The 18,305-nt window shown below is 71.1% G+C and carries 13 protein-coding genes and 2 pseudogenes; 3 read left to right on the top strand and 12 right to left on the bottom strand.

Going from position 1 to position 18,305, the window contains the following annotated elements; genetic code table 11:
- Positions 1-7 precede the first annotated feature (7 nt).
- The 7 genes from FHS39_RS24515 to FHS39_RS24485 all read right to left on the bottom strand — a co-directional run bounded on the left by FHS39_RS24515 (position 8) and on the right by FHS39_RS24485 (position 8,790).
- On the bottom strand, positions 8-1,804 hold the full coding sequence (locus FHS39_RS24515; protein WP_184351674.1) for a VgrG-related protein: 1,797 nt from the start codon (positions 1,802-1,804) through the stop codon (positions 8-10).
- Positions 1,801-2,523 (bottom strand): CIS tube protein, encoded by a 723-nt coding sequence (locus tag FHS39_RS24510; protein WP_184351673.1) that lies wholly within the window; start codon positions 2,521-2,523, stop codon positions 1,801-1,803. Before FHS39_RS24510 ends, FHS39_RS24515 begins: the two co-directional genes overlap by 4 nt.
- Before the next feature lie 25 nt (positions 2,524-2,548).
- Positions 2,549-2,980: a phage tail protein gene (locus FHS39_RS24505; protein WP_184351672.1), complete on the bottom strand. Its 432-nt coding sequence runs from the start codon at positions 2,978-2,980 to the stop codon at positions 2,549-2,551.
- Between the two features lie 2,288 nt (positions 2,981-5,268).
- Positions 5,269-5,427 carry a DUF6760 family protein gene (locus FHS39_RS24500; RefSeq protein ID WP_184351671.1) on the bottom strand — a complete coding sequence of 53 codons (159 nt, stop codon included), beginning with the start codon at positions 5,425-5,427 and terminating at the stop codon, positions 5,269-5,271.
- Positions 5,424-5,819 carry a hypothetical protein gene (locus FHS39_RS24495; RefSeq protein WP_184351670.1) on the bottom strand — a complete coding sequence of 132 codons (396 nt, stop codon included), beginning with the start codon at positions 5,817-5,819 and terminating at the stop codon, positions 5,424-5,426. The genes FHS39_RS24500 and FHS39_RS24495 overlap by 4 nt, the downstream gene beginning before the upstream one ends.
- A 108-nt stretch (positions 5,820-5,927) precedes the next feature.
- The gene (locus FHS39_RS24490; RefSeq protein ID WP_184351669.1) at positions 5,928-7,472 is read right to left on the bottom strand and encodes a hypothetical protein; all 1,545 of its coding nucleotides are present in this window, start codon (positions 7,470-7,472) and stop codon (positions 5,928-5,930) included.
- Between the two features lie 52 nt (positions 7,473-7,524).
- Positions 7,525-8,790, bottom strand: a complete 1,266-nt coding sequence (locus FHS39_RS24485) for an NHL repeat-containing protein (RefSeq protein ID WP_184351668.1) — start codon at positions 8,788-8,790, stop codon at positions 7,525-7,527.
- A 713-nt stretch (positions 8,791-9,503) separates the two neighbouring features.
- On the opposite strand from FHS39_RS24485, the gene FHS39_RS24480 reads away from it, so the two are divergent.
- Both FHS39_RS24480 and FHS39_RS24475 read left to right on the top strand, forming a co-directional pair.
- Positions 9,504-11,252 carry an eCIS core domain-containing protein gene (locus tag FHS39_RS24480; RefSeq protein ID WP_246470467.1) on the top strand — a complete coding sequence of 583 codons (1,749 nt, stop codon included), beginning with the start codon at positions 9,504-9,506 and terminating at the stop codon, positions 11,250-11,252.
- A gap of 573 nt (positions 11,253-11,825) precedes the next feature.
- Entirely contained in the window at positions 11,826-13,820 is a 1,995-nt protein-coding gene (locus FHS39_RS24475; protein ID WP_184351666.1) for a hypothetical protein, read from the top strand.
- Between the two features lie 669 nt (positions 13,821-14,489).
- On the opposite strand, the pseudogene FHS39_RS26100 reads toward FHS39_RS24475, so the two are convergent.
- Both FHS39_RS26100 and FHS39_RS25190 read right to left on the bottom strand, forming a co-directional pair.
- Positions 14,490-14,582 (bottom strand): annotated as a pseudogene (locus FHS39_RS26100) (fluoride efflux transporter CrcB); the annotation flags it as partial.
- 48 nt (positions 14,583-14,630) lie between these two features.
- Positions 14,631-14,977 (bottom strand): annotated as a pseudogene (locus FHS39_RS25190) (ornithine decarboxylase); the annotation flags it as partial.
- Between the two features lie 219 nt (positions 14,978-15,196).
- On the opposite strand from FHS39_RS25190, the gene FHS39_RS24465 reads away from it, so the two are divergent.
- Positions 15,197-15,532: a thioredoxin family protein gene (locus tag FHS39_RS24465; protein WP_184351665.1), complete on the top strand. Its 336-nt coding sequence runs from the start codon at positions 15,197-15,199 to the stop codon at positions 15,530-15,532.
- 15 nt (positions 15,533-15,547) lie between these two features.
- Here FHS39_RS24465 and FHS39_RS24460 read toward each other — a convergent pair whose 3' ends face one another.
- The 3 genes from FHS39_RS24460 to FHS39_RS24450 all read right to left on the bottom strand — a co-directional run bounded on the left by FHS39_RS24460 (position 15,548) and on the right by FHS39_RS24450 (position 18,303).
- On the bottom strand, positions 15,548-15,985 hold the full coding sequence (locus FHS39_RS24460) for a hypothetical protein (RefSeq protein ID WP_343069728.1): 438 nt from the start codon (positions 15,983-15,985) through the stop codon (positions 15,548-15,550).
- On the bottom strand, positions 15,975-17,249 hold the full coding sequence (locus tag FHS39_RS25910) for an MFS transporter (RefSeq protein ID WP_221463206.1): 1,275 nt from the start codon (positions 17,247-17,249) through the stop codon (positions 15,975-15,977). Before FHS39_RS25910 ends, FHS39_RS24460 begins: the two co-directional genes overlap by 11 nt.
- 79 nt (positions 17,250-17,328) lie before the next feature.
- On the bottom strand, positions 17,329-18,303 hold the full coding sequence (locus tag FHS39_RS24450; protein WP_184351664.1) for a hypothetical protein: 975 nt from the start codon (positions 18,301-18,303) through the stop codon (positions 17,329-17,331).
- Positions 18,304-18,305: the final 2 nt, after the last annotated feature.

The following is an 18,305-nucleotide window of genomic DNA, read 5'->3' as shown; positions in this document are numbered from 1 at the left end:
TGCCAGGTCAGTTGATGTCGACGGTGTTGCCGGTGATGGTGGTGCGCTGCCCTTCGAGCTTGAGCTCGCCCCCGCTCTTCACCGTGACGGTGGCGCCCTCCAGCGTCAGCTGCCCGCCGCCGCTTCCGGCCGCGGTGACGGTCACCGAGCCGGCCTTGAGGATCAGGGTGCCCGTCTCTCCCGCGTCGATGGTCAGGGTGCCCTCGCCGCGGCCGTCGAGCGAGACCCGTACGGTCTTCCCCCCTTCCCCCGCCGCGAAGGCGATGGTGGTGTCCTTCCGGTCGAGGTGGGTGACGAGCTTGCCGTCGCCGCTCAGAAGCCGGACGCCCTGAGGGCCGTCAGTCGCGCTGAGCAGTTCGAGGCGATCGCCCGAACGGGACGCCAGGGAACTCCTGTTGGCCCGGCCCGTACCGGCGTCGACCAGCGGCAGGCCGTGGTCGGTGGGGGCGTCGAGGCCGTTGTAGAGCCCGCCGAGGACGTAGGGCCGGTCCAGCCGCCCGTGCTCGAAGCCGACCAGTACCTCGTCCCCGGCCTCCGGAGCGAAGACGCCGCCGCCACCGGCCCCGCCCCACTGGACGGTACGGACCCAGTCGGTCACATAGTCCTGGGAGAGCCACGGCAGACGCAGCCGTACGGCACCGCGCTGGCCCTTCCCCGGTTCCTTGATGTCCGTGACGATGCCCACCGCCACGCCCGGCGCGCACAGTGGCGGTGGGTAGGGCACGACGGGCGGGGGAAGCGGGCCCACCCGGACCAGGGTCCGGTAGCCCTGGTCCCCGTCGAAGACGTGACCGCAGGAGGTGACGGTGTACTTGCCGGTGAACGGCTCGCCCACTCCGGCCAGGGTCACCGGCACGCCCGCCCGCAGCTCGGGGGCGCCCGCGACCTCGGCGGCCAGCGTGGCCATCGCGGCCGCCGACTCCGCCGCGATGGCGCGGGCCGCCGCGTCCACCTGCGGGGCGGTGGTGTGGGCCCGGCCGCCCACGAGCAGTTCCGGCGCCGGCCCGGGGAAGGCCTTGCCGAGCCGCGCGGGTGTGACGCCCAGGCGCAGCCGTTCGCTGTCGCCCGCACCGGCCTTCGCGGACAGCGCGGCCTTGCCGTCGGGATCCCAGCCGCGGACCTCCACCTCGGCGACCTGGTTCTCGGAGGACACGGCGGCGCGCAGCGCCAGCAGGTTCACCCCGTGCTCCAGGACGAACGGGCTGCGGTCCGCCCCCGTGCCGGGCGCGGGCGCCGCGTCGGCGGCGGCCGGGCGGAGCATGTGGAGGGTGCTCCCCTCGACCGTCAGGCGCAGGCCGTGCTGGTCGGCGAGATGGTTCAGCAACTCCCAGTCGGTCAGGTTGGGCTGGGCCACGTGCGGGATGCGGGTGCGCTCGGCGTCGATCCGGCCCGTCGTCAGCCCGTGCCGGGAGGCGGCCTGCCGGGCTACCTCGGCCACCGTGGTGTCGACGTAGGCGGCCACCCGCCGCCCCCGCGTCAGCCGGTGCCCCCGGTCCATGGCCCGCACGGTCGTGAACGTCCCGTCGGCATCCACCTCGGTCTCCAGCGCCGTGACCTCGCCGTCGAAGATCACCACCCGGGTGCGGCTGCGTGCGGCGGCCACCGCTACGGTCAGCGGCGCCCCGACGGTGATCCGCGCCGCCGCCAGGAGGCGGTGCTCGGGATCGCGGAACCGTAAGGTCGTGCGGGCCGGCAGACCCACCGACGTGTCCACGGAAGCCTCCACCAGCCGTTCCGCCCATAGCTCCTGCAGCGGGGAGCCGAAGGCGACGACCGGCTCCGCCGCGTAGAGCCTCTCCGTCACCCGGCACCTCCCGCGGGGCGCTCCTCCAGGACCGGCAGGACCAGCACCGTGCCCACGGGCACCCGGGCCGGATCGTCGACGCCGTTGGCCTCGGCGATCGCCCGCCACCTCGTCGGATCGCCGTACGCCTGCCACGCCATTCCGGCCAGGGTGTCGCCCGCCACCACGAGATGGGTGTCCACCGGCCCGTCGGCACCCGACGTCGGGTTCTGCCGGGGCGTCGCGCCGCCCACCTCCTCCAGGGAGACGGTGCAGGTGGCGCGCAGCGGTGTCCCGTCGTGCCCGAACCGGGTGTACGCCGCGTCGACCTGCGTCACCAGCGCGAGGAACGCGGTCGTGCGCGAACGCCCCCACTCCAGCCGCACCCAGGGCGCCGACGCGGGCTTCGCCGTGGCGCTCCGCGCGGTCGGGGCGCAGCAGCCGAGCAGCTTCTCCACCTGGTCCTGCACGCTGGAGCGGAAGTCGCCCGCGTCGAGGAACACTTCCAGTGTCATGGTGCGCGGCTGGGCCCCCACGAACTGTGCCCGTGGCGCCTCCTCGCTGGAGGGCGCGGGGCTGCGGTCCCAGCGGGCCCGCTTGCCGACCTGGACCCGGTCGGGGTTGAAGTGGAAGCGGACGCGGCCGCGTTCCGGCCCCGGGGCGTGGCCGGTTCCCGCCGGCGGGTCGTAGATCACGAGGGCGGCCCGTACCGGCGCGCCCCCCAGGAGCTCGGACAGCATGTGGTCCTCTCGACGGTCGGACGGGTCAGATGGTGATGCCCAGGAAGCCGTTGTGGGTGATCTCCAAGGTCTCCCGGGCCGGCTGCGACTGGTCCACATCGAACGTCGGCCCGCTCCAGCGCACCGGCAGCACACCGTCGAGGAGCCACCGCACCAGCGGCTGCCGATCCGGGCCGAGGGCGACGAGCTGCCCCGGCAGCCGCACCGGTTCGATCACCTGCGCGCGCATCCAGGCCCAGACGAGCACGGTCTCCTGCGTCAGCGGCCGGCTGAGTACCACGTTCGTGTAGCGCAGCCGCGTCGGCAGCTGCCACACGTGCCCGTTCGTCCCGCCCTCGACGCGCTCCTCGACGTCCATGGTGCAGCCGAGCCCGTCACAGGCCGTGAAGGAGCCGAGGGCGTGCATGCCTATGGAGAGCTGGAAGTGGGAACTGACGGCGAAGGGCTGGTCCGGCATGTGCGAGCACTCCGTGGGGTCGGGCGGTGCGGCTGCTTCGGGGGTGACGCGTGGGGCGTCTGCGGGGCGTCAGCGGGGTGGGTAGGTACCCCAGGAGCTGTCTTCCGCCGGCGGTTGAGCCGGCGGCGACTGCCACCGCGTCGCCGCCCGGCGCGTCCGTCGAGAGAATCCGAGGGCCGGGACCACGGCCTCGGCCAGGAGCCCGGCATGCTGCCGGGCGACCTCCTCGGCGACCTCCCGGGCGATGGCCGCGGTGTCCGGTGGGGCCGGGCTGCGCGCGGTCTGCGGGGCCGGGGTGGATGTGAACGAGGGGGCGGTGGTTGACGGTTCGCCGGCCGCTGTGCCGGGCGGCCGTGCGTTCCCGGCGAGGGGCGGGGTGACGAACGGCATGGCGGTGCCGGGTACGCGGGGGAGCGGCTGCCCGACGCCGAGCCGGTGCCGGGGGCCGGCCGGGGGGAGGGAGCCGGTGGTGGGGAGGGCGCCTCGATCCCGCCCCTTCTCCGAACCGGGGCTCCGCCCCGGACCCCACGGAGGGTTGGGGCCGGGCGGTTCGCCGGGGGCTTGTCGGCCGCCGAGATGCTCCGGGACCCCCGGCGACGCCGTGAGGGGGAACGCGTCGTGGTCCTGTCGGCCCGGGGGGCGACCGGAACCTTGCAAAGGCGTAGCCCGGGCCTCGCTGTGGCCGCCCCGAGGCTCGGCGAGGCCAGGGCTCCTCGGGGAGCCGGGACCGGGGACATCGCCTGGTCCCGGCCGGCCTTGGCGGTGTCCGGTGTCCTTTGAGGGGCTGGGGTTGTCTGCTGCGGCTCGGTCCGGTTGGCGCTGGGGGCGCTCGGGGTTCCGAGGAAGGCCAAAGCCGGGGGCTTCGCCCTGGCTGGGCTGGCCCTGATGGCACCACGGGCCCCTTGATGCGCCGGGGCCGTAGGCCGCGTCCTGGTCGGATCGGTGCCGGCGGTGCCTGCGGCTCCAAGGAAGACGGAGACCGGGGGGCTCGCCTTGGCTCGGTCGGTCCAGGTGGTGTCCCAGGGCCTCTGGTGGGCGGGGATTGCCGGTGCCGCGCCGGTCCGGTTGGTCTTGGCGGTGTCCGGGAGTCCATGGGGTGCTTGGTTTTTCGTCTTGGTCCGGTTGGGCACGGTGCTGTTCCGGGTTCTTTGCCGGGCCGGGGCCGTCCGCTCCGCCTGCGTCCGGTTGGCCTTGGCGGTGCCTGGGACCCCGTTGAGGGGTGAAGTCGAGGTCTCCGTCCCGGGACGACGGTCCGTGACGGTGCCCAAGGCTCCATGGCAGGTGGGAGTCGGAAGCCCCGCCCGGTTCCCATCGGTCCCCGTCGCGTCCCGGCTCTCCGAGTGAGCCCACGCTGTGAGCTTCGTGGTGGCCGAGGTCGTCTCCGTCGCGACCCGGGTGCCTGAGCGGCCCGGGCACGGAGACCTCGCCCGGTCCCCGCGGGCCCTCGGTGCGTACCGAACTGTCCGGAGAGCCGGTGACGAACGGCTCGCTCCGGACTCCACCGTCCACGTCGCGCCCAGGGCTCACAGGACGGCCGGGCCGTCGGGCGGCCTTGCGCCGGCCGCGCCCCGGGCTCCCCGAGGCACCGGCTTCGTGGGCTTCGCCCCGGGCCCGTTGGTCCCGGTGACGCCCTGGGTCGCTGGCGGGCCCAGGCGCGCGGGGCTCGGGACGTCCCGCACCCTCCGAGGCGCCGGGCCGGTCGTCGGGCCCGCTCCGGGCTCGCCGGTCCGCACCACTTCCCTGTCCCGAGGGGAGGCGGGGGTCCCCGACGACCCCGCCCTCATGCCGGGTGCCCACCCCGTACTCGCCGGACCGTCGGTCGACGTGCCTCGCGCCGACTGGGGGAACGGGGGCGAAGCCCCCGGTTTCGGGAAGGGACGGGGTCGGGGAAGGGTCCACCCCCGGCACCTCGGACCGCGACAGCGCCCCGGCGACCGGCGGCACTTCCGTCACCACCGCCACCCCCATCAGTGGAGCACCACGATCGGCCGGTGCCAGTGCCAACGGCACCCCGCGTGGCAGCAGCCGGCCGTCGGCCGTGACGAGCGGCGCCGGGCGCCAGGCCGCGAGGTCCTGCCGGAAGGTGCCGAGCCCGCAGGAGAGCGGCACCGGCATCCGTAGCAGCCCGACGGGCGCGACCACGCGCCAGTCCCCACGCGGCGGAGGCCCGGGCGGAGCCCCCGCCGCCGGGGAGGCCGGGGCCGGGGCGGGCGCCGGGCCCGTACGCCGTCCCCGCCGCCACCGCCCCGGCTTGAAAGGGCTCAACCCCTTCATCACGCCCACCACGCTCACCGCCCCTCACTGACAGAGGAGTCGATCCGCGCGATCTCACGCACCCATGCGCGCCGCTCCGCGTGCGGCAAGGTGAGGATGTCCTCGTACGCCCAGTGGAAGTGGTAGGCGATGTAGGCGCTCTCTTCACGGAGCAGGCGCTCCGGGTGCGTCATGCTTCCCCCAGGCGGCCGCCCGAGGCCGGTCCGGGCAGGGCGAAGCTGGTCCCGCAGGAAGGACAGGCGACGGCGCCGTGGCCGGAGTCCAGGCCGTTGATGCGCCGGTAGAGGTCCTGGAGATAGGCGAGATCCCTGGCGAAGAACTGCTCCACCACGCCCGCGTGGATGTCGCTCACGGTCCCCAGCCGCGTGATGACGAGGCTGAGGAGGACCACCCCCAGATAGGCGGGGTTCTCCCTGACCCGTTGGTCGATCAGGGGAGACAGCTCGTCGCGGGCTGTGGCGAGCCGCATGGCGCCCTGGCGGTGCACGGTGCCCGCGGCATCCACATAGCCGTGAGGGAGTTGGAAGTCGTACTCGGTGCGCAGCGGTGAATCGTTCTCGGGCATGGTGGGGGCGCGTTCCTCCGTCTGTACCGAGAGATGCGGGCATATGGCCGGCGGATCCCGGCCCCCGCCTCAGGGCGGGAGCCGGGAGGGCCGGTCAGTACGCGGCCGTCACTGGATGTACTGGTCGAGCAGCAGACTCACCGGGGTCTTCGCCACCCAGACCCGTACGGCGAACACATCGGCCTTGTCACCGGCCGTCAGGACAGGAGACGTGGCCGAACCGTCGGCCTCGCTGGTCACCTTGGCCGTGTCCACTCCGCCGGGGAAGGTCGCCGCTCCCTCGTCACGGACCTTGAAGGTGACCTTGGTGCCCGGGACGGGGATGCCGTTCTTGTCCTCCACGATGACCTTCATCGGTTCGTCGAAGGACTTCCCCGGGGGCACGGTCTGTCCGGCACCCGAGACATAGCGGACGTGGTGCGCGGCGCCCACCGGCGGGGTGACGGTCAGTCGGGAGAAGGAGGCGACGGCCTCGGTCTCCGTCCAGCGTGCGGTGACGACGCAGGGGCCTTCCTTGAGCGCCTTGAGCAGCGAGCTGGTCGCCACCCCGTCGGCCTCGGTGTGCCTGATCTCGACAGGCTCGCCGTTCTGGAAGACCGCCGACCCGCCTTCCACACGGAACTCGATCTTCTGCCCTCCGACCGGCGTGCCGTCGAGCTGTGTGGCCTTGACCACGAGGGGTTCGGGGAAGCGCTGGCCGGCCACGGCCGACTGCCCGTCCCCCGACTCCACGGCGAGCCGGTACCGGGAGACCCGCTGCAGGGCCCTCTCACCGGACAGGGCGACCCACAGCTGACCGTCCCCGGAGACGGTGACCCCCGCAGGCCGGCTGCCGTCGCCCGTGGGAATCATGGCCGCCCTGGTCTGCCCCGGAAGGACATACCCGATGGCGTTGCCCTCTGTGCTGGCGAACCACAGTGTCCCGTCCGCCGTCGCGGTCAGGCGGTGGGCCGGGTACTGGGTCTCGACGCGGTGCACCACGCCGCCCTGGGCGGTGTACTTGAAGAGCACGTTGTCGGGAGTGGCCGCCCACACGGCGTCGCCCGACGGCGTGACGGCGATGTCCCGGGCCTCCGCGCCGATGCTGATCGGCTGGGAGAACTGACCGGTGTGTACGTCGTAGGTGGCCAGTGACCGGCCGCCCGGGGAGCTGATCCACAGGAGTGCCGGGTCCTGTTGCGCGGCCGCGACCGCGTACAGGCCCGCCGGGTACCCCTGTGAGTAGGTGATGCCGCCCCCGGGCTCGACGAAGGCGAGCATCTTCCAGTCGGTCAGTGCCGCGACGACGCACGTGTTTCCGCCGGGGCCTTGGGCGAGGGCCAGGGACCGGCAGTCCGTCCGGCCGCTCAGCGGGTGCGTCTGATAGAGGCCGTTGAGGTCACACTTGACGAAGGCGCAGTTGTCCTGCCCGGTGATGAAGGTCCACACGCCGTGGCCGGGCCAGGCGACGATGGAGGACGCGCTGCCGGTGGCACCCGAGCCCGGGGTGAAGAGACTGTTGCTCCACGGGCTGCGGGGTTCGAAGACGCCGACGATGCCCTCGGCGGTCACGAACCATACGTTCCGGTCGTCGCCGTTCCACGTCAGATCGACGGCGGCGGCGTTGATGGGGTACTTGCCGGTGTCACCGGCCGGCGGCGCTGCGGACGTCATGCGGTGCTCCCTCCGTAGGGGTGAAAGGGGCGGATCAGGGTGCTGCGTCGCGCTAGGCCGGGGTGATCTCCAGTGTGGTGGCGGCGTGCGGCTCACTGGAGCCGAGCCCGACACTCAGCACCGCTGTTTCCTCGACGTCCCCGGCGACCACGTCGGGGAGAACGACCTGTCCGCGCTGATCGGTGAGCAACACGCGTTCCTGGGCTCCGTCGTCGAACCTCGCTCCCTGCGCTTCGACGCGGCAGGTCAGCGGAATACCCGGAATCGGCCTGCCGTTGGCCACGTACTCCGCGACCAGCGGACGCTCGACGACATCCTTCATCTGGACCTGGGTGGCCCCGTGCGACACCACCTGGGTCCGGCCGCTGAGCGTGGCCGCGCCGAACGGGGGCGGGGGAGGGGTGTAGCAGCCCAGGCTCTTTCGCGTGGGATTCGTGTACCAGAGCTCTCCGTTCGTGCCGACACAGAGCCCCTTCGCTCCGCCGCCGTGCGGCAGGCCCTGCAGTGAACCCGGCCCCGACAGACGGGCGTCGAATTCGTGCAGGCCCGCGCTGGAGGCCACCCATACCTGGCCCTCTTTGCCGAACGCCAGCTGCTCCGGAGCCGCGGTACCCAGCTCCTCGTTCTTGACCGTCATGTCGGCGAGGGAGATGCGGATCACCATGTTCGGGTTCTGCGTGGTAAGCCACACCGCTTCCGTGTCCGCGATGATGTAGCAGGGCTTGTGATCCGGCCCGCGGAGCACCTCGATCCGCTCCCAGGCCATCTGGCCGGGGGAGCGCCGGTACAGGCCGTTCTCCGGCCTGACGGGATTGCTGGTCCGCTTCTGGCCGGTGGCCCAGTAGGTGTGTGTCTTGCCGTCCGCGGCCGTCGTGACCGCCACGTCCCACAGCCAGGTTTCCTGGGCGACGGGCATCCGGACGATCTCCCCGGCCACGGAGGGAATGGCGATAGCCCCGATGTACTTGTTCTCAGGTTCGGCGAACAGGAGGCTGTAGGCGTTGACGGGCGTGCCTGGGGTGCCGATGTTGGTCGTCCTGAGCTTGATGCTCTCCGCTTTGGCGTTGGGCTCCAGGGGGAAGACGGTGGTCGGGAAACTGCCCTCGGTCACCATGGAGACGATGGGGTCCTGGCGTACCGGAGCCGCGAACCAGATCTTCTTCTGATCCGGTCCCGGGTCCTTCATGACGCCGGCGGTGAGGTCGTGGATACCGGCATGGCCGATCGCCGTCTGGGACGTGGGGGTGCCGGGGTGGATGCGGAACACCCTCTTGTTGCTGGTGGTCACCCACACGTATCCGAAGTTGCCGACTGCCACCGAATGCGGTGTCGAGACCGTAGGTCCATTTCCGATGGGAACTTCCTGGATGCTGGCGACATCCGGCACAACAATCCCCTCCAGCCCTTATGTGACGCGTGAAACATCAAGAAGGCGCGCGACAGTGAGCACCCTGAATGGGGCGCAAGGTGATGATTCACGCGGGGACGACGTCCGACCGGTCGAGAGTATGCCGCCAGCACTCACCACCACACCGGGGCAAACCGGCCACCATGGGAGTGCGGCCCCGGGCATCCGGATGGTGCGGCTCCGATTCCGAGGGCCGGAAGGCGTTTCGGCTGCGAACAGGGGTGTCCCGTGTCCGTCATTCCGTGTGAGTCCCCTTACGGCTGACGCCGCCTGACTGTTGTCAAGGTGGTCCAGGCGCGGCCGGTGTGGCCGAGCGGCGTGGCCGGATTTCCTTCAAGAACCGTTTCTGCACACGGGATAATCAGGCCGATGGCGAGAAACGGCCTTACGGGCGTGAGGTGGCCCGTCCTTGACGCTGCTCAACGGCGCGGGCCACTGTTGGTGGTCTCGCCTTGAGGAGGGCCATGCCCAGTCGGGTTCCGGTATCGGATCGGTCGCAGCGCCCGGCGCAGATCTCGCCCAAGTCCAAGCAGGCCGGACCGCCGTCGGCCCTGGCGCCCCCGGGGAGTGCCCCGTCGCTCCTGGCTCTCCAACGGACAGCAGGAAACGGCGCGGTCCTCAGGATGCTGCAAGCGGGCGGCGCGTCCCGTGAGCAGTCCGCCGTGCCCGAGGCGTTGCGCGGGGGCGGCCATCCGCTCGACGCCGCCACCCGGAACGACATGGAAGCGCGGCTCGGTGCCGATCTGTCCGGCGTGCGCGTCCATACCGACGCCGCCGCACAGCGTTCGGCCAGGGAAATCGGCGCGCGCGCCTACACCGCCGGCAATCATGTCGTCATCGGCCGCGACGGAGCGGACAAGGCCACCTTGGCGCACGAGCTCACGCACGTCATCCAGCAGCGCAGGGGCCAAGTGGCGGGCACCGACACCGATCACGGGTTCGCGGTGAGTGACCCGGACGACCGCTTCGAACGGGAGGCCGAGGCCAACGCGTCACGGGTCATGAGCGCGTCGGTGGGGTCGGTGGGAGCGACAGAGCAGCGGCCTCTCGGCACCATTCCCGCACCGCCCGTGAGCACTCCGGTCGTGCAGCGCGCGATGCACCTGGCGAATTACGACGAGCGGATCTACCAGGACTCGCACAACCCGGGCGCCGAGTACGCCTTCGTGAAGAAGACCGACGGCAGGCTGCTCTTCGCGGAGTACGGCGGCGTCGACAGGCTGACGGCCGCACTTGGTGCCGTCGGCTTCGCCGGCGACGTGCGGTCGAGTGCCCTCGACGATTTCATCAAGGGCGCCTACCGGGAGAGGGGCTCCGCATGGCGCCGCCTCTGGCACGAGCTCGGTGGCCTCTTCCACTACGACAGCGTCGCCAAGACCACCAACCCTGTCGACGAAGAAGCCCTGGGCCGCGCTACGCCCGGCCTCGTCGCCGCGATCATCAGGCACGGTCCGCAAATCTGGAACAACTCCGGCGGCTCGCGTGTACCGCGGGCGGAAGGATATCTGTACGGCCTGGACCTGTCCGGCGACCAGGCCCGGCACGTGCTCGGCATCGACGAGGACACGGCCCGCCATTTCGACGGCGTGCGATACGAGAGTCTCGCCGAGCGCCAGTACGAACAACGGCACCTGCTCTTCAAGAACGAGGACAACGGTGCCAACTTCTTCGAATACGAAGGCCGCTTCCCGGGAGACCGGACGCGGCTCATGTATGTCTCAACGGCCGGCACGGTCCGCGCCGCCGCGCACCGCATTCGCATCGCGAACCGACGGTTCGGCGACGCCGAGTTCTTCGATCCGGACATGGATGGGGAAACGCAGCGCGCACTGCACAGCGAGTACGCCCGTCTGACCGCCCCCCGCCCGGACACCGGCTGGGTGGCGGGCACGGAGCTGACCGCGGTGGACCGCGGAGCCGGCCAGGACAGCGCGATGAACGGTTGGAACGCTCTCGGAGTGGTGGCCTACGCCAAGCGCTTCCTGGGCGCTCCGTACGAACTGGAGCAGAACTGGGAATGGCTGCACGTGCAGGGTGCGCAGATCGGCGGCTCGACCGACGCGACCAACCTGGTGGCCGGCACCTACGTCACCAACTCCGCGATGATCCCCTACGAGGACATGATCGCCAAGTGGGCCAGAACGGATGCCCACCGTTTCTGGGCCCGGTTCGAAGTGACCCCCGGGGGGACGCTGTTCCCGGACAGGATCAGGCTTTCCATCAAGAGCGACGACCACCGGGACCTGGGCACCCTGCCTGGGCTGGTCCTGGCGGAGTTCGATCCGCTCCACGGCAGGATCGTCGATCGCCTCGCCGGCGAAATCACGAAGCGCAACGTCGACGCCACCCGCGGGCTGTATGAGCCCGGCTGAAGACAAGGCCTCGGTCGGTCACTGCCGCCACCGGCCACGGCGCCCGCTTCGGCATCGACCTGAACGCTGCCCAACGCCGCCTCTCCCCTGGTCATTCGTCCTGACGGGGCCCGGATGATCTCCCGGACCCGGTGCACCGGCACCATGGTGGCAGCCCTGCCTTGCCTGTACGGTGCTGGAAGCTCGCTGGAGAGCGCTTCGGCGAGCACTCCGAATCGTTGTGCGGCCTGTGATGAAGATGCCGGGATGAGGTGTCAACAGGCGGGCAAGGAGCGGTAGATGCGGGTACAAGGGAAGACCGGTGAGAGTGCGGCTCGGCGTGGCGGCGAGTCGGCAGGGACAGCACTTGCTCCCCGCGCGAACCCTCGTTCTCTCCCAAGCCGTGCCCCGTCTCCGGGGAGCTCGGCGCAGATCACGGCTCTCCAGCATTCCGCGGGAAATGCCGCAGTCGCCGCGATGCGGCAGCGCTCGAATGTCCAGGACATCCGTCATTCGCCTGGCCGCCCCCCGGATCCGGCGCTGCGTGACCGGACAGAAGCCCGGGGGGCGGCGGGCCCGTCCCGCGCGGACCGCATGCCGACCCTCAGCCATGCTCTGAACCAGGTCGCGGAAGGACTCGACAACACCGTCGGGCTGGCCGGGGACCACGCCGCGGAGATAGAGGAAGCCGTGCATGGCGCCCTGAGCCGCGCGCTGGTGACTCTCGCCGACGAAGGCCCGATAGCCTCAGCGCAGCGCGTCGGCACCGCGACGGCCCAGGTCGCCACGCAGGCCGCCGCGTGGGTCACGGAACTGCCCGGCCGCCGGGTCGCCGAGCTGCTGCCGCTCCCCAACGAGCTGTCCGCCCTGCTGCCGCGGCACACCGTCGCCGAGCTGCTGCGCGAGGTCCCCGCAGCGGCCACCCGGGCCGCCGAGGTGGTACAGGATGGTGCCGCCACGGCGGAGGAAGCAGTGCACGGCGCCTTGGGCCGTGTGCTGGTCACTCTCGCCAGTGAGGGCCCGGTGGCCGGCGCGCAGTGCGCCGGCACCTCCCTTGTGGAAGCCTCCCGCTGGGCGGGCGGCGCGTTGGCCCGGGTCCCCTCCGCCGCCCAGCAGGCCTTGGTCGAAGCCGTTCCGCTCCCGCAGTGGTGCACACGACTGGCGCTGCGCTGGGCCGCCTCGTACGCCGCCGCGCACATCTACGGAGCGGCCCGCCAGGCCGGGCAGACCGCGGCCACGATCGCGGGCGAACTCGGTGCGGAGGCCATGAGGATGATGGACGTGGTGGATCGGGAGTTGCGCCAGATATGCGCTCCGGCCGAGCAGGACTCGGCCGCCGGACCCGCCGCTGCGCCGGCACTGACCGCGGAACAGCAGCGCCAGGCCGACTTGCGGGCCTTCCGGGCCACGCTGTTCGGTATCGGCCTCGAGGACGTCGAAGAACTCATCGGCTGGCTGGTTGCTGGAACGGACCCTCTCGATGCGGATCGACTGGCGGTGGCGCGGGAGTTCCTGAGTCTCCGACTGGCTGCTGTCGCCGGAGGCGCCGACGCGTATCTGCGCGACTCCGACGCTGAGCGCACGCAATTAGAGGAAAAGATCAGCAGGTTGCGGCGAAAGCAGGACAAGCTCACTCCGTCCCGCGTCCTTCCGGATGCGGTGCTGCCGGCACGCTACCGCGACAAGCACGCACTGCAGGAGGCCGAACTCACGGCAGCACATGCCCGGTTGGCGGAGATCGATGTGCTGCGGGAAACGCTCGTGCGCAGCAGCCGGGAGATCGGCGTTCTGCAGACCCTCATACATCACGTCCAGGGCCCCAGTGCAACGAACATGGAAGCACTCAAACCCCACGAACTCGCCGCGTGCGAACAACTGCTGCAAGAGGCGCTCGCCGACGTCGAAGGGTACGGCGACCCCGCCGGCCTGAGTGCCCTCCTCGACCGGGTCCGTAGGGAACCGGACGCACGGTCGATGCTGAACATGGTCCGCGCTCGGGGCGTCGGCGAGCTGTACGCGCTCAAGGAACGGATGGACCGTCTGGCCGGGGTCTTCGGCGCCGAGCTGTCGGAGCGCGCACCGGGCTGGCTGGAGTGGGCGGGTTTGCGTGAGCCCGATCCGGCCCGTTCGGCGCAGGTGGAGCAGTTGGCGGCCCAGGTGGCCGAGGCGCACGCCCTCTCCGCCGAGTACGCCCGGCTGATCTCCCTCTACGAGTCGCCGGAGTACGCCGACCGTACCGCCCGCGCCGAAGCCGACCGGAAGATCTTCCGCGACCACGACTTCCGCGGCATCCTCGGCCAGGAGTACGAGGAAGCCGCCGACCGTGTGGTCGCAGCCCTCGGAAACAGGGCTCGGCTACTGCAGGTCGTGGACAATCTCCTGATGCGGGTGAAGGGAGATCACCCGCAGGGTCTCGGCCGTGTTCACGTCAACATTCTGAAAGGTATGGCCGCACATCTACCGGAACTCGCGGCAGCCGCAGGCCCGTTCTACATGGAACGCGTGGACTTCGCACTCCTGCTGCGCGAGGTGGAGAAGGAACTGGCGGCCCGGCGCGCGGGCTCGCCGAGTTCGGCAGGGGAGTTGTAGCCGGTTCGGCTCACGGCGGCGGTTACGCCGGCCCGCCCGGCGGACCCGGAGCGGTACATGCGGCCGGTGGCAGCGGCGGCTCGGCCGGCGCCGGTCATGCCGGCAGGTGCAGAGGCTGCGGGCGGCACCGCACGGCCCGGCTCGCGACGACCCGGCCGGCGCTGGCGGGTGGCTGCGCGGTCTTCTTCCTGGCGATGCTGGCGCTCCCGTTCGCTCACGTCCGCTTCGGCGTCACCGACGAGCGCGTACTGCCGGCGAAGGCGGAATCGCACGCCACCGCCGCCAGGATCGCGCGCGAGTTCGACCTGCCATGGAACCGGCCCCCGTCCGTAGCGCGCCGGACGCATCCATCGGGGGAGAGATCTCCGGTGATTCAGGGGAAATCGGCCACGCCGCATCGATCGCAGTGAGCCGAAGGGGGCAGGACGCACCTGGTGCAGGTGCGATGGGGGTGTCTGGCGGTGTGTGCGGACCGTCCCTACCCGACCGTTGTGGTTCGGTGGACCCGGGTACAGGCCGGCACCCCAGCGCCGCCACACCGGGAACCGCCAGCATGCCCAGGGAGGGCGCGTAGTCGCCCCCTGCCGCCGCCAACATCCCGGCGACCGCCAGCGGGCCGATCAGTGCGCCGACCTGGTCCATCGCCTCCTGCACCGCGAACCCGCGCCCGTTCCCGATCGCGTTCGTCACGGCGAAGAAGCGCGCGCCGTCCTCGGCTGGGCGCAGGGTCTCGTAGGAGAACGTCGAGTAGGCCCTTTGCGCGGCGTCGGCTTGGTGCGGCAGGAGGCGCCGCCATGCCCTCTGCCAGTACTTGTGGGCGTTCCGGGCGACCAGCAGCTTTTCGTGCGGCCCGGCGACCGCCGGCATCGCGGACTTCACCGAGAGCGAGCTGCCGCAGGTGGAGAAGAAGGCGTGCTCGGCATGGACGGCGTCGGCCATCAGGCGCTGGGCGTGCTCCAGCACGCCGTGGGCCATCCGACGGTCGTCCAGACCCTTCATGGCGAGGATGTCGGAGGGGAAGACGTCGGCCCGAGCACCTCGACGACCCGCGGGTCGGCACCGGCTCCCTGTTTGGGGCGGGGTGGTGTGAACGGGCGGGTGCCCCGCCGGCGGTACGCGGCCAGGGCCTCCAGCACGGGCGCCTGAGCATGGTCCATGGGGGTTACAGCTCCTCGCCGGGTCTCGGGCGGCCTTTTGGAACCGACGGGTAACCCGGTGTCGCCGCCCCGGCGAAACGTGCGGAGGCGGCAGGACCGGGCAAGAGGCTGCCGACTCGTTGGCGTGCGTGTCCGCAGGGGGTGTGGAACGGTGGTCTCCGTGAGCCGCGGCTCGCCACGGGTGCCGTTCGCTTCCGAGGATCCGAGGAGTCGAAAAGTATGACGGTCACGCCGTTGACGTGCTTGGAGGATTTCGAAGTGGCCATCGCGCAGGACAAGACCGTGGTGGTGGAGTTCTGCGCGACGTGGGCCGGCCGGTGCCGGGTCATCGGTCCGGTCTTCGAGAGGTTCTCCGAGCTCTCCGAATTCGCCGTTGGCGTCGACTTCTGCTCGGTGGATCTGGATGAAGCATTCGAAGTCGCCCAGAAGGCCGGTGTCGGGCCTGTGCCCGTCTTCATGATCTTTCGCAACGGCGTCAAGACCGGTGAAGTGGTCGCGCCCGGTCCGGATGCGCTGCACGAGCTGATCGACAAGGCGAGCACGACGACTCGGTGAGCGCTCTGCGCCGCGTCAGAGTGCCTCCCCTCCGCCTGCGAGCGATTTCCGCCTCCGGGCCCGCAAACAGCGCAGCATCTCCTCGCTGTAGGGCAGGGCGACGAAGAGCCCCACCGCCGCGGCGACCGATGCGAGATAGCCGGTGGGGAGAAGACGTTCCTTCGGGAAGATCCTCCAGTCGTCCGTGGCACCCTTGCCGCCGCGCAGGCCGTCGCGGACCGCCTCCCAGTGCAGGCAGGCGGTGAAGGCGGCCGCCGTGAGGGGCAGCACTTCGAGGAAGCTGTGGATGTGTTGTTCCACCGGGCGGACTTCCCGTTCGCGCGTGGCGAGCGTGACGTCCCACAGGGCTGTGGCGCCGTGGGCGACGGCCGCGCCGCCCATCAGGGACAGGACCAGGGGGTTGATTTTCGCGGTGAGGCCGACGGCGACGGGCAGGCCGGCTTCAGTCATCATCAGCGCGTGGACCGCGGACTCCCGTACACCGCTGGTCTCTTCGGCGGGAAGTGAGCTGCTGCCGAGGCATGACGAGGACCAGCAGTGGCAGCAGCACCGCGATGGCGGACCAGGCCAGGGCCGGGTAGCCGACGGTCGCGACGACCGCGCCGGCGAGCGCGGTTCCGCCGGCACCGGCCAGCCCCATCACCAGATCGAGCAGGCCCTGCACGGCCGGCCTGCTCTCCTCCGGAACGGACTCGGTCAAGGCCGTCGAGCCCGCGATCATCGTGCCGGACCAGCCGAGCCCGAGCAGCCCGATGCCGAGGCCGAGCAGCAGGGGATCACGACCGGCCGATGCGGCGAGCGCACAGGAGAACATCAGCAGCAGCGTGGCCCCGCCGATGACGACCCGCCCGCCGAACCGGTCACCTGCCGACCCGACCAGCGGCGCGAAGCCGAACATGCCGGCCAGGTGCACGCTCATCACCACGCTGATCACGCCGGGGCGCCCCACGTGGTCGAGGTGGACCGGGGTCATGGACATCACGACGAGCATGACCAGGTGCCCGCTGACCACCGCGGCGAAGCCGAGGCGGGCACCGCGGTTGGCCAGTGCCTGCCGGCCGGCCTCGCCGAATGCGGAACGTTGGCCGCCGGCCCGCGGTGGTGCCCCGGCCAGCCCGGCCAGCCCGGCCTTCCTGGCCAACAGCAGCGGATCCGGCCGCAGGACCAGCGTGACGATCGCCGCCGCCAACGCCAGCGCGCTCGCGCTGAGCAGGAACGAGCCGGCCATCGGCGGGCCGCCGAGGTGCCGGCAGAGCCGGTCGGCGGGCACGGCGACCAGCGGGCCGCCGACCGCCCCGACGGTGGTCGCCCAGATGACGACCGACAGACTGCGCCCGCGTGATGCCGGCGGTGCCAGATCGACCGCGGCGAACCGGGCCTGGAAATTGGCGGTGGTGGCGCAGCCGAACAGGAACATCGCCGGGAACAGCAACGGCACCGGGCGAAGCCACGCGGTGACCACCAGCATCGCCGCACCGGCCGCGGCGATCAGATAGCCCATCGCCAGGCCGAACCGCCTGCCCCGCATCCGCATCCAGGCGGCGACCGGAAGGGCGAGCAGCGCCGAGCCGACGGCCAGCGTGGCACCGGCCAGACCGGCGACGGACTCGCCGGCCAGCCGCGCCGCGAACAGCACTCCGACCGCGACGCCGATGCCGACGCCGATACCGCCGACGAGCTGCGCGGCGAACAGTCCGGCGATCGTCCTGCGCTGCACGGAAGCGATCAGCTCCGGGTCGGCGTGACGAGAGGACGGCGGTCCGGACTCCGTGGGCCGGCGCCGTCTCGACGCGGAGCTAGTGCGCCGAATGACTGTGACCGTCTTCGGGCTGCGCGGTGCCGGTCCCCTTCGTGGCCCCCCACTGCGGCGCCGGGGTGCCCGCCGGTGCGCTGCGGTAGACGAAGTCCTCCAGCGTCATCAGGTAGTCACGCGGGCCCTGCCGGTAGGACACGCACGACTTGCGCGGGTAGTAGCCGCTCTGCTCGACCTGCGGTGCCTGCCTGAGGTCGATGCAGTCACGCTTCGGCTTGGTCGGGGCAAGCCATTCCTTGTTGAAGACCGTTTCCCAGAAGGAGATGTGCGCGTTGTAGGTGCCATAGACGAACGCCTGCGTGAACGGGCCGCCATTGACCGGCGGCGCGTTCAGGTCGGCGAGGTGATTGCCCATGCGGCCGGCGTCCCCGGGCATACCGAACCCGGGCGGGGAGAAGGGATCCGGCACCGGCAGTATCGCCTTCTTATGGTCGTCACAGTTCACCAGCAACGCACCGCACGGTCCGGTACGGATGGCATTGCGCGCGGAGTAGTCCTGGATGAAGAAGTGCAGATCGAAGTGCGGCTTGTCGAAGACGTGCGTCGGACCGTGCCCCATCGGCTGCCAGTTGAACATCATCCATTGGAACGGCAGCCCCTCCAGCTTGGGGAACCACAGCACCCGTTCGTGCCCGCCCTTGCATTCGGTGGCCGGGTCGATGCTGCCGTTCCCGTCGGTGTCGAAGCAGGTGTTGCCGTCGTGCGTGGGAGTGGTCGGCAGAGATTTCATCGCCGCCTCGTCGACGGTGATCCCGATCGTTCTGGGCGCGCCGTGCGCACCGCGTGAATACACCGACTGCACATAGCCGTTGCCCAGCGAAAGCCGGTTCTCGACGATGACGTCATCGTCGCCCGCGCCATGAGTGGCGGGCGCCGCGCCCGCCTGGGCGCACGCCACAGCCGAAACGAACAACACTGCGGACATCACGGCCCGCACCACTATCGACTTCTTCAGCAATT

Source organism: Streptomyces olivoverticillatus, assembly GCF_014203555.1.
Taxonomy (GTDB): Bacteria; Actinomycetota; Actinomycetes; order Streptomycetales; family Streptomycetaceae; genus Streptomyces; species Streptomyces olivoverticillatus.
The sequence above is the reverse complement of the archived record's forward strand: the minus strand, read 5'-3'. Positions and strand labels throughout refer to the sequence as shown.